The organism is Pseudacidovorax sp. DMC4 (genome assembly GCF_056314265.1).
Window position 1 is genome coordinate 491,561 of the sequence record NZ_JBQUYR010000001.1, and the last position, 9,012, is coordinate 500,572.

The 9,012-nt window shown below is 67.5% G+C and carries 12 protein-coding genes; 11 read left to right on the forward strand and 1 reads right to left on the reverse strand.

What is annotated here, in order from left to right:
* From ACT54X_RS02170 to ACT54X_RS02220, 11 genes are read left to right on the forward strand one after another with little or no spacing between them, the layout of a single operon-like run.
* The gene (locus ACT54X_RS02170) at window positions 1-216 is read left to right on the forward strand and encodes a hypothetical protein (protein WP_476344760.1); all 216 of its coding nucleotides are present in this window, start codon (window positions 1-3) and stop codon (window positions 214-216) included.
* 39 nt (window positions 217-255) lie between these two features.
* Window positions 256-1,452 (forward strand): phage tail sheath subtilisin-like domain-containing protein, encoded by a 1,197-nt coding sequence (locus ACT54X_RS02175; protein WP_476344762.1) that lies wholly within the window; start codon window positions 256-258, stop codon window positions 1,450-1,452.
* A gap of 29 nt (window positions 1,453-1,481) precedes the next feature.
* Window positions 1,482-1,991, forward strand: a complete 510-nt coding sequence (locus ACT54X_RS02180) for a phage major tail tube protein (RefSeq protein ID WP_476344764.1) — start codon at window positions 1,482-1,484, stop codon at window positions 1,989-1,991.
* A 59-nt stretch (window positions 1,992-2,050) separates the two neighbouring features.
* Complete coding sequence (locus tag ACT54X_RS02185; RefSeq protein ID WP_476344766.1) at window positions 2,051-2,368, forward strand: phage tail assembly protein; 318 nt, start codon at window positions 2,051-2,053, stop codon at window positions 2,366-2,368.
* Window positions 2,369-2,376: 8 nt separating this feature from the next.
* Window positions 2,377-2,499, forward strand: coding sequence for a GpE family phage tail protein (locus ACT54X_RS02190; RefSeq protein WP_114804230.1), 123 nt, complete (start codon window positions 2,377-2,379; stop codon window positions 2,497-2,499).
* A gap of 32 nt (window positions 2,500-2,531) precedes the next feature.
* Window positions 2,532-5,084: a phage tail tape measure protein gene (locus ACT54X_RS02195; protein WP_476344768.1), complete on the forward strand. Its 2,553-nt coding sequence runs from the start codon at window positions 2,532-2,534 to the stop codon at window positions 5,082-5,084.
* Between the two features lie 21 nt (window positions 5,085-5,105).
* On the forward strand, window positions 5,106-5,546 hold the full coding sequence (locus ACT54X_RS02200; RefSeq protein ID WP_476344770.1) for a phage tail protein: 441 nt from the start codon (window positions 5,106-5,108) through the stop codon (window positions 5,544-5,546).
* Entirely contained in the window at window positions 5,546-6,745 is a 1,200-nt protein-coding gene (locus ACT54X_RS02205) for a contractile injection system protein, VgrG/Pvc8 family (RefSeq protein ID WP_476344772.1), read from the forward strand. The genes ACT54X_RS02200 and ACT54X_RS02205 overlap by 1 nt, the downstream gene beginning before the upstream one ends.
* Window positions 6,746-6,800: 55 nt before the next feature.
* Window positions 6,801-7,088 (forward strand): toxin-antitoxin system TumE family protein, encoded by a 288-nt coding sequence (locus ACT54X_RS02210; protein ID WP_476344774.1) that lies wholly within the window; start codon window positions 6,801-6,803, stop codon window positions 7,086-7,088.
* Window positions 7,085-7,432: an HVO_A0114 family putative DNA-binding protein gene (locus ACT54X_RS02215; RefSeq protein ID WP_476344775.1), complete on the forward strand. Its 348-nt coding sequence runs from the start codon at window positions 7,085-7,087 to the stop codon at window positions 7,430-7,432. The genes ACT54X_RS02210 and ACT54X_RS02215 overlap by 4 nt, the downstream gene beginning before the upstream one ends.
* 19 nt (window positions 7,433-7,451) lie before the next feature.
* Window positions 7,452-8,135, forward strand: coding sequence for a type II toxin-antitoxin system HicB family antitoxin (locus ACT54X_RS02220; RefSeq protein ID WP_476344776.1), 684 nt, complete (start codon window positions 7,452-7,454; stop codon window positions 8,133-8,135).
* A 190-nt stretch (window positions 8,136-8,325) separates the two neighbouring features.
* On the opposite strand, the gene ACT54X_RS02225 is transcribed toward ACT54X_RS02220, so the two are convergent.
* Complete coding sequence (locus tag ACT54X_RS02225; protein WP_476344778.1) at window positions 8,326-9,006, reverse strand: hypothetical protein; 681 nt, start codon at window positions 9,004-9,006, stop codon at window positions 8,326-8,328.
* Window positions 9,007-9,012 lie beyond the last annotated feature (6 nt).

Below are 9,012 nucleotides of genomic sequence, written 5' to 3' on the forward strand. Positions count from 1 at the left end.
ATGCCCACCATCCGCACCCTCACCGTCACGGCCGAATCGGCCGCCTTCATCCTCGACTGCCTGGCCGCCCGCCCCTACCGCGAGGTGGCCCCCCTCATCGAAGAACTGAGCGCGCAGATCCGCACGCAAGAGGCCACGGGCCACGCCCAGGCCGCCCCGCCCGGCCTCCCCGCCGCCCCCGCCCTGGCGCACGCACCAGACGCCGCCCAGGCCTGACCCCATCCAACCGCTGTCACACCCCAAGCAAGGAACCCCATGGCATCCACCGAGTACCACCACGGCGTCCGCGTCATCGAGACCACGGGCACCGGCGCCGCCATTCGCGTCGTCTCCACCGCCGTCATCGGCCTGGTGGCCACCGCGCCCAATGCCGACGACGACGCCTTCCCCATCAACACCCCGGTGCTGCTCACCAACCCCGCCGGCAGCATCGGCAAGGCCGGCGCCGGCGGCACGCTGGCGGCTGCGCTGCGCGCCATCGGCAACCAATGCCGCGCCGTCGTCATGGTGGTGCGCGTCACCCCGGGCGCCGACGCCGCGGCCACCACCACCAACGTCATCGGCACCGTGGGCGCCGATGGCCACCCCACCGGCATCCAGGCGCTGCTCTCGGCCGAGAGTGCGCTGGGCGTCAAGCCGCGCATCCTGGGCGCGCCGGGGCTGGACACCAAGGCCGTCACCAACGCCCTGGTGACGGCGGCGCAGGCCCTGCGCGGCTTCGTCTACGCCGCCGCGCGCGACCCCAACGGCAACCTCGCCAAGACCAAGGAGCAGGCCACCACCTACCGCGCGGAATTCGGCGCGCGCGAGCTCATGGTGCTGTGGCCCGAGTTCCTGGGCTGGAACACCGAGACGAACGACGTGACATCGCTCAGCGCCGTGGCCAACGCCCTGGGCGTGCGCGCCAAGATCGATCAGGACATCGGCTGGCACAAGACCCTGTCGAACTACGTCGTCAACGGCGTGGAAGGCATCAGCGTGCCGGTGTTCTTCGACCTGCAGAACCCGGCCAGTGACGCGGGCTACCTCAACGGGCTGGAGGTCACCACCATCATCCGCCGCAGCGGCTACCGCTTCTGGGGCAACCGCACCTGCGAGGCCAAGGGCGGCAAGTTCCCTTTCGAGAACTACACCCGCACCGCCCAGGTGCTGGCCGACACCATCGCCGAGGCGCACTTCGTCTTCATCGACAAGCCCATGCACCCCAGCCTCGTGCGCGACATGCTGGGCTACATCAACAGCCGATTCCGCGACCTGGTGACCGGCGGCTACCTGATCGGCGCGAGCGCCTGGTTCGACCCCGACCTCAACCAGAAGGAAGACCTCGCAGACGGCCGCCTGCAGATCAGCTACGACTACACGCCCGTGCCGCCGCTGGAGAACCTGATCTTCAACCAGTCGATCACCGACAGCTACCTCGCCCAGTTCGCCACCGCCATCCAGGCCAACTGAGCCCGCCGCCCACGTAGGAGCCCCTTTCCATGTCCATCCCTTCCAGCCTCAAGAATTTCAACCTCTTCGGCGACGGTGCATCCTGGGTCGGCCTGGTGCCCAGCGTCACCCTGCCCAAGCTCACCCGCAAGACCGAGGAATACCGCGCCGGCGGCATGCACGGCCCCATCGAAATCGACCTTGGCCACGAAAAGCTCGAACTCCAGTTCACCGCCGGCGGCCTCATTGTCGATGCGCTGCGCAGCTTTGGCGTGGTGGCCCACAACGCCAGCCAATGGCGCTTTGCAGGCGCCTACCAAGACGACTCGGACGGCAGCGTGCACGCGCTGGAAATCCTGACCCGCGGCCGCCTCAAGGAAATCGAGCTGGGCGACGCCAAGACCGGCGAGAAGACGGAGCACAAGTACAGCTGCGCCCTCAGCTACTACAAGCTCACCGTCGACGGTGCCGAAGTCATGGAGATCGACGTGCCAGGCCTGATCTTCCGCGTCAACGGCACCGACGTGCTGACCGACATCCGCCGCGCCATCGGCCTATGACACGCCGCATCGCCACGCCCCCGCCCGCCCCTTCCGCGCCCCATTGCCCATCCAAGACCATGACCACCCAAGCCACCCCCACCCCGGCCGACGCCAACACCATCACCCTCGACGAGCCCCTGCAGCGCGGCGACACCACCATTGCCACCGTCACCCTGCGCAAGCCCCGCGCCGGCGAGCTGCGCGGCCTGAACCTGGCCGAGGTGCTGCAGCTCAACGCCAACGCCCTGCAGCAGCTGCTGCCGCGCATCACCACGCCCACGCTCACCCCGCACGACGTGGAACAGCTCGACCCCGCCGACCTGGTGGAGCTGGGCGCGCGGGTGGCCACTTTTTTCGTGCGCAGGAGCATCCGGGCGGACTTCCCGCAGACGTAGAAGACCTCATGGCCGACATCGCGCTGGTGTTCGGCTGGGCGCCCTGCCACATGGACGGCATGGAGCTGCCCGAGCTGATGCGCTGGCGTGAGCGCGCCCGCGTCCGCCACGAGGCCAAGCCCCCCGAGTAGCCCCACACCAACGACAACACAGCACCCCCGCCATGGCAGGCCCTCTGAAACTCGAAATCATCCTGTCCATGGTGGACAAGGCCATGGCCCCGCTGCGCGGCGTGGACCGCCAGAGCAAGGCCCTGGCCGCCAGCCTCAAGCAGTCGCGCGAGGCGCTGCGCGCGCTGGAGCGTCAGCAGCAGCAGGTCGAAGGCATCCAGCAGCAGCAGGCCGCGCTCGACCAGCAGACCCGCAGCCTCAAGGCGCTGGACGCGCAGCTCGGCGCCGTCATCGCGGCCGAGGGCGTGCACAGCAAGCAGGCCGCCAAGCTGTCGCAGCAGCTCACCACCCAGACCATCGCCTACAACCGCCAGCGCGAGCGCCTGGACGAGCTGCAGGCCACCGCGCGCAAGGCCGGCCTGGGCAACCTGGGCGCGGCGCAACAGCGCCTCAAGGCCGACATCGAGGCCACCAACGCCAGCATGGCCGCGCAGCGCGCCCGGCTGCAGGCCCTGGCCGAGGTGCGCGACAAGCGCAGCCAGGCCCTGGGCCGCGCCGCCATGCTCGGCGCCACGGGCGCGGCGGCCGTGGTGGCCGGCCGTGCCGCCGCGGCGCCGGTCCAGCGCACCCTGGGCGCCTACAGCGATCAGGAGAACGCCGCCACCCAGCTCAAGGCCAGCATGATGGTCGCCGATGGCAGCGCACCCGAAGAGCTGCAACGCATCACCGAGCTGGCCACGCGCCTGGGCGACCGCCTGCCCGGCACCACGGCCGACTTCCTGGAGATGATGACCATGCTCAAGCGCCAGGGCCTGAGCGCGCAGACCATCCTGGGCGGCACCGGCGAGGCCGCGGCCCTGCTCGGCGTGCAGCTGCGCATGCCGGTGACCGAGGCCGCCGAGTTCGCCGCCAAGATGCAGGACGCCACCCAGAGCACCGAGACCGAGATGCTCGGCCTGATGGACATGATCCAACGCACCTTCTACCTGGGCGTGGACTCCGGCAACATGCTGCAGGGCTTTTCCAAGATGTCGCCCGTGCTCGGCATCCTCAAGCAGAAGGGCGTGCAGGCCGCCAACACCCTGGCCCCGCTGCTGGTCATGATGGACCAGACCGGCATGCGCGGCGAATCCGCCGGCAACGCCATCCGCAAGATGTTCCAGGCCGGGCTGGACGAGAAGAAGGTGGGCAAGGCCAACAAGATGCTCGCCCAGGCGCATGCCGGCTTCGCGCTCAGCTTCACCGACAAGGCGGGCAACTTCGCGGGGCTGGACAACCTCTTCGCGCAGCTCGAAAAGCTCAAGACCATCGGCAGCGACACCAAGCGGACGTCGATCATCAAAGAGGTGTTCGGCGACGACGCCGAAAACCTGCAGGTCATCAACACCATCATGGAGAAGGGCCGAGCCGGCTATGAAGAGGTGGCCGCCAAGATGGCCGCCCAGGCCGACCTGCGCAAGCGCGTGGACGTGCAACTGGCCACCCTGTCGAACGTGCTCGAAGCCGCCCAGGGCAGTGCCACCAACGTACTGGCCAGCATCGGCGAGACCATCGCCGGCGACGCCAAGGGCCTCATCCAATGGCTGGGCGACACCTCGGCCGCCATCGGCAACTGGGTGAAGGAACACCCGGCGCTGACCGCCGCCATCGTGCGCACCGTGGCCGCCATCGCGGGGCTGCTGATGGTGTTCGGCCTGCTCAAGATCATGGCCGCCGCGGTGCTCGGCCCCTTCGCCATGATGCGCGCCGTGTTCGGCCTGCTGGGCCTCAACATCGGCACCGCCAGCACCGCACTGCGCGGGCTGGCCGTGGTGATGCGCGGGCTCATGTTCACGCCCATGGGCCTGGCCATTGCCGCGCTGGCCGTGGCCGCGTATCTGCTCTACACCCGGTGGGACGACGTGCGCGCCGGCGCCATCGCGCTGTGGCAAGACCTGTCGGCCGCCTTTGCCGCCGGCGTGGCCGCGGTGGGCGCTGCCTTCGACCGCCTCATGGGCTGGGCGCAGCGCGCATGGCAGGGCATCAGCACCACCCTGGGCGGCTTGTGGAGCGACATGGCGGCCACGCTGGCCGCCCTGCCCCAACGCTTCTTCGAGTTCGGCGCCAACATCATCCAGGGCCTGGCCAACGGCATCACCAACCGCATCGCGCTGGTGCGCGACGCCATCGGCCAGGCGGCAGACGGGGCCGTGGGCTGGTTCAAAGACAAGCTCGGCATCCGCTCGCCCAGCCGCGTGTTCATCCAGGCCGGCGCCGACATCGCCCAGGGCGCCGCGCTGGGCATCGACCGCACCGCGCCGCAGGTGCGCGCCGCGGCGCTGGGCATGGCCGCCGCCAGCCTAGTGGCCCTGCCCGCCATGGCGCTGCCGGCCGTGGGCCAGCCCGCGGGCCTGGGCACCCCGGCCCCCGCCCACGCCCCGCTGGCCAGCGCACGCAACACCGGCCCCAGCCTGGTGGTGCAGGGCGACACGGTGCACCTCACCATCCAGGCGGGCGCCGGCGTGGACCCGGCCGCCATCGCCCAACTCGTGCGGGCCGAGCTGGCCAGGCACGAGCAGGCCAAGGCCGCCCGCCTGCGCGGCGCGTATGTCGACTACGGCAACTGACCCACCCCGGAGCCCTCAGCCATGATGATGTGCATCGGCCAGTTCGTGTTTCAGCTCGACACCCTGGCCTATCAGCAGTTCAAGCGCCGCACGGCGTGGAAGCACCCCACGCAGGCCCTGGTGGGCGCGCGAGACGCGTCGCAGTACCTCGGCCCGGGCGAAGACACCATCAACCTCGACGGCAGCGTGGTGCCCGAGTTTGCGGGGAGCCACCTGCACCTCGATGACCTGCGCTACATGGCCAACACCGGCCAGGCCTATGCGCTGGTGGAAGGCACCGGCACCATCTACGGCGCCTTCGTCATCACCGAGATGGAAGAGACCAAGTCCCTGTTCTTCGAGGACGGATCGCCGCGCAAGGTGGAGTTCTCCATCGGCCTGCGCCGCGTGGACATGGACGATGACGGCCGCGCCGACGCCATGGGCGACCTGGTGACGCCCGAGCAGACCGCCCTGCAGTGATGAGCACCACCACCAACACCAGCAGCACCACCGCCGCCGGCGGCGACGTGGACGCCATCGCCGCCACCCTGCCCGCCACCAGCACCACGGGCCTGAGCCCCGCGCGCGGCGGCCCGCACCTGCGGCCGGTGTGGCGCGTCACCGTCAACGGCCAGGACATCAGCGCCCGCGTGGCGCCGCGCCTGGTCAGCCTGACCATCACCGACAACCGCAGCCAGGACGCCGACGAGGTGGAGCTGGTCATCAGCGACCACGACGGCCGCGTGGCCCTGCCCAGCACCGGCGACACCCTGACCGTGGCCGTGGGCTGGGTGGCCGACACCGCCGGCGCCCCGGGCCAGGCCGGCACCGGGGCGGCGTCGGGCGGCTTTCCGCTGGGGCTGGTGGACAAGGGCAGCTACACCATCCAGGCCGTCGAATACAGCGGCGCGCCCGACACCATCACCCTGCGCGCGCACGCCGCCAACCTGCTGGACGGCCTGCGGCAGCTGCGGGAGATCAGCTACCACCAGACCACCCTGGGCCAGATCGTGGCCGCCATTGCGCTGCGCAACGGCCTCAAGCACAGCATCGACAAGGCCGTGGGCGCCCGCAAGGTGAAGCACGCCGACCAGGCGCAGGAGAGCGATGCGAGCTTTCTGCGCCGCCTGGCCAACACCTTCGACTGCATCGCCACCGTGAAGGCCGGCACCCTGCTGCTATCGCAAAAGCGCCTGCCCCGCACCCCCAGCGGCAAGGCCCTGCCGCCCGTGCTGCTGGTGCGCAGCAGCGGCGACAGCCACCGCTACGCCCGCGCCGACCGCGACAGCTACAGCGGCGTGCGCTGCTGGTACAACAACCACAAGACGGGCAAGCGCACAGCGGTGGTGGCCGGCATCAGCGGCCGGGCCAAAGACCTGCGCACCACCTACGCCAGCGAGGCCGACGCCCTGGCCGCGGCGCGGGCGGAATGGGCGCGCATTCAACGCGGCATCTACAGCTTCGAGATCACCCTGGCCTACGGCCGCGCCGACCTGGGCCCGCAGCGGCCGGTGGTGGTGCGCGGCTACAAGCCGCAGATCGACGCTACGCCGTGGCTCATCACGGGCGTGCGGCACACGGTGGCGGGTGGCGGCTACACGTCCGCCCTGACGCTGGAGACGCTGCAGGCGGAGGGGGTGGAAGGTGGGGATGAGGCGGGGGACGTGGGGGACGAGTAGCGCTCTACTGTTGTAGTGATTGACAACATGCCCAGGTGTTGGAAAAATCTACAACATGAAGGCCACTCAACTGCTCAAGAGCCGCGAAGCGCTGGACGAAATCAGCTTCGTGGAACGGGTGGTGTGGCTGCTGCCCGCGCCGGCCAAGGGCAGCACGCACCCGCTCAAGTACCGCCTGGCCTACGTCGAGGCCGGGGTATGCGTGGTGCGCTACGACAACGAAGCCGGCAAGGGGGATCACCGGCATGTGGGCAGCGAAGAACTGCCTTATGCCTTCACCAACGCCGAACGCCTGCTGGCCGACTTCTGGCAGGACGTGCAGAACTGGAGAAACACCCCATGAACACCGTCACCATCGAAGTGGCTGACCGCCACACCTCTGACGCGCGCTTTCTGCAGGCCATGACCACCGGCCGCCCCGTGGGCGCGTACATCACCTTCCCGACCGTGCAGGCGCTGTGGGGCACCCTGACCGTCAAGCGCTGGGACATTGTGCGGGCCATGTGCAGCGCCGGCCCGCTGACGCTACGCGAGGTAGCCAGGCGCGTGGACCGCGACGTGAAGGGCGTACACACCGACGTGCATGCGCTGCTGGATGCGGGCGTGCTGGAGAAGGCGGAAGACGGGCGGATCGTCTTCCCCTATGACGCGGTGCATGTGGACTTCATGATGCAGGCGGCGGCCTGACTCGGCAGAGGGCGGCCGCATGAGCAGCGAACGCATCCGGGTTGACGATCTGCCCCCGTTCAACGCGGCCGAACACCTCGACAGTGTTCCGGCCGTCACCGCCTACCTGACGGACACACTTCGAACGGATAGCCCCGAGCTGCTGAACGCCGCAACGCGGGACGTTACGCAGACCCTCCACAAGAGAGAAGGCCTGAGCGGCCTGGATGTTGAGGCCATCGCCCGCGCCATCGAGGCGAACGCGGGTGCCCCTCTTCCCGAACTTCGGCAAGCCCTGGCGGAGTTCGACGCAACACGCACGCGCGTGCACGCTCAACGATCAGCAGCCCGCCGCCGCACTGTGCAGCTAAACACGCCCGAGGAAGATGCGGCGATCAACGCGGGCATTGAGGCCGACCCGGACACGCTGGAAGTCACGGACGAGATGGCGGCCCAGATGCGGCACTTTCGTCGCGCTGCCTCGTTGGTGGGCTATCCCGCTCGCCTGGAAGCTCAGCCGGAAGGCGGCTACACCGTCACCTTCCGCGATGTGCCCGAGGCGATCACCCAAGGCGACACGCGCTCCGAAGCCATGCTGAACGCGGCGGATGCGCTGGCTTCTGCGATGAGCTTCTATGCCGAGGACGGACGGCCGCGCCCCGAGCCAAGCCCGCTCCAACCCGGCGAAGCGCTGATGATGCCCAAGCACGGTGACCACGACTGACATTCACCTGCGGCTGGTGGCTCCCAGCCGGGTGGCATGCTCGGAAGCAGAGCGCCGGCCCAGCCGTTCGTAAGAGGCTGGAAACCGCGTCGGAGTCCGGCGCGTATGCGGTACATGGCCGCTGCGCACCTTGATACGGCAGCCCTTGGCGTCAGCGCCCAGCTCCTAAAACTGCAAGGAAATCTCGATCTCAGCTATTCATGATCGAGGAAGACAATGAGTCTCGAATAACGGAAAGCACTGACTCTGAAGGCTCAGAATCGAATCGAGCTACTGCCGTGTTCGTCAGCAACAGAGTTCGATGCGCCTTGGGAAACTTAATTTGAAGTTTTTCTATGGTGTGCTTTTTTTTAGCAACCAAAAGATCAATCGCTTCCAAAACGTCCGTCTGCCCTTTGACTACTGCCTTAGCCTGCACGCCAGGTGATAACTCTATTGAGCCAATCTGAGCGGATTCAATCACGCCGTTCATAGCGAGACCTTCTTCAATCCTTTCAGTCCACTCCAACACATTGACCGAGAGATTGCTAATAGCAAGTGAAAAATCGGTTACCTCTGATAGCTGGCTAACCATTACCTGCACCCCACGCGGCGCATCAATCAATTCAAGCCCAGGTCCCTCCAATGAAGCTCGAAATTCGCATTTTCTATATTCGACCCGCGAGAATTTAGATTCAGCTCCGAATGGATCAACGATAGTATCCTCCAATTCCATTTTTTGGAAAAAACGAGCATCGATAAAATCGTTTCGGACACGATCTAGAACAAACCCATCTATAAAATCGCTTTTGAAGCTTTTTGTACGCAGCTTTTTCGCCAAAATCTGCATTGGCATTGGCCACTGAGCTTTAAGCCATTTGTACCGCTTCATAAAGCC

Bases quoted from the DNA above. Each gene is read 5' to 3' on its own strand.
- ACT54X_RS02185 (WP_476344766.1), top strand. From the start codon at position 2,051: ATGACCACCCAAGCCACCCCCACCCCGGCCGACGCCAACACCATCACC.
- ACT54X_RS02200 (WP_476344770.1), top strand. From the start codon at position 5,106: ATGATGATGTGCATCGGCCAGTTCGTGTTTCAGCTCGACACCCTGGCC.
- ACT54X_RS02210 (WP_476344774.1), top strand. From the start codon at position 6,801: ATGAAGGCCACTCAACTGCTCAAGAGCCGCGAAGCGCTGGACGAAATC.
- ACT54X_RS02175 (WP_476344762.1), top strand. From the start codon at position 256: ATGGCATCCACCGAGTACCACCACGGCGTCCGCGTCATCGAGACCACG.
- ACT54X_RS02205 (WP_476344772.1), top strand. From the start codon at position 5,546: ATGAGCACCACCACCAACACCAGCAGCACCACCGCCGCCGGCGGCGAC.
- ACT54X_RS02195 (WP_476344768.1), top strand. From the start codon at position 2,532: ATGGCAGGCCCTCTGAAACTCGAAATCATCCTGTCCATGGTGGACAAG.
- ACT54X_RS02220 (WP_476344776.1), top strand. From the start codon at position 7,452: ATGAGCAGCGAACGCATCCGGGTTGACGATCTGCCCCCGTTCAACGCG.
- ACT54X_RS02190 (WP_114804230.1), top strand. From the start codon at position 2,377: ATGGCCGACATCGCGCTGGTGTTCGGCTGGGCGCCCTGCCACATGGAC.
- ACT54X_RS02180 (WP_476344764.1), top strand. From the start codon at position 1,482: ATGTCCATCCCTTCCAGCCTCAAGAATTTCAACCTCTTCGGCGACGGT.
- ACT54X_RS02170 (WP_476344760.1), top strand. From the start codon at position 1: ATGCCCACCATCCGCACCCTCACCGTCACGGCCGAATCGGCCGCCTTC.
- ACT54X_RS02215 (WP_476344775.1), top strand. From the start codon at position 7,085: ATGAACACCGTCACCATCGAAGTGGCTGACCGCCACACCTCTGACGCG.
- ACT54X_RS02225 (WP_476344778.1), bottom strand. From the start codon at position 9,006: ATGAAGCGGTACAAATGGCTTAAAGCTCAGTGGCCAATGCCAATGCAG.